The following is a 1,340-nucleotide window of genomic DNA, read 5'->3' on the forward strand; positions in this document are numbered from 1 at the left end:
TTTTTGAGCATAGACACCCTTATGACCCTTATCCGCGGTCAAAAGCTGCCCATATTCTCCGGCTCCGGTATGAAGCACAACGATTTAGCCGTTCAGATCGTCCGCCAAGCGAAAATCAGCGGCGCGGACAGCTCTAACTTCGGCGTTGTATTCGCGGCTATGGGCGTGCAGAAGGACGTCGCCGAATATTTCAGAAAAAGCTTTGAGGAAAGCGGCGTGCTCTCGCGTGTCGTTATGCTGCTCAATCTGAGCAACGACCCGATAATCGAGCGTACCCTCACCCCCCGCTGCGCGCTTACCGTCGCGGAATATCTGGCGTTTGAGCTTGACATGCACATCCTCGTCATCATGACCGACATGACTTCATACGCCGAAGCTCTGCGCGAATTCTCGTCGTCAAAGGGCGAGATACCCGGCAGAAAGGGCTACCCCGGATATCTGTATTCCGACCTTGCTTCTATCTACGAGCGCGCCGGAATGATAAAGGGACACTCGGGCTCGGTAACTCAGATACCGATACTCACCATGCCCAACGACGATATCACCCACCCGATACCCGACCTCACGGGCTACATCACCGAGGGTCAGATCATCCTCAGCCGTGAGCTGTACCGCAAGGGCGTAACGCCGCCAATCGACGTTCTTCCCTCGCTTTCACGTCTTAAAGACAAGGGTATCGGACCCGGCAGAACAAGAGAGGATCACGCGGCTACGATGAACCAGCTCTTCGCCGCTTACGCGCGAGGCAAGGACGCCCGCGAGCTCATGGTAATTCTGGGCGAGGCGGCGCTGACCGATATGGATAAAAAGTACGCCGAATTTGCCGAAGCGTTCGAGAAGGAATATGTTTCTCAGGGCTACAACGCCAACCGCTCGATCGAGGAGACCCTCGACATAGGCTGGAAGCTGCTGGCTATCCTGCCGAGAAGCGAGCTGAAACGTATCAAGGACGATATGCTGGATGAGTATTATCCGGGATGATAATGATTTCGAAGTGAATGATTTCGAAGAAATCAATTCATGCTGCAACGCAGCAATTCATGTCGCAGACAATTCATGACAGCTTGCTGTCAATTCATTCCTGAGGAGAATGTATGAAAGAGAATCTATTGGTTGACACTTCCAAGCAATTTGCAGTAGAGATTTTTTATCTTTGCAACGCGATCCGCGACAGGAAACAAGGCAATGCATTAATTAATCAGCTTTTAAGAAGCGGAACAAGCATCGGTGCAAACATACACGAGGCAAATTACGCCTCAAGAAAAAAGGGGGGGGGGGGGGGGGGGGGGGGGGGGGGGGGGGGGGGGGGGGGGGGGGGGGGGGGGGGGGGGGGGGGGGGG

At 54.3% G+C, this 1,340-nt stretch carries 2 protein-coding genes; both read left to right on the forward strand.

Annotation, left to right across the window (positions count from 1 at the left end):
- Positions 1-981: V-type ATP synthase subunit B (locus tag JKK62_RS16285; protein WP_201428844.1), on the forward strand; the 981-nt coding region annotated here is incomplete at its 5' end.
- 113 nt (positions 982-1,094) lie between these two features.
- Positions 1,095-1,340 (forward strand): four helix bundle protein (locus tag JKK62_RS18030; protein WP_201428845.1); only part of this gene is annotated, 246 nt, incomplete at its 3' end.

It is taken from the genome of Ruminococcus difficilis, from assembly GCF_016680995.1.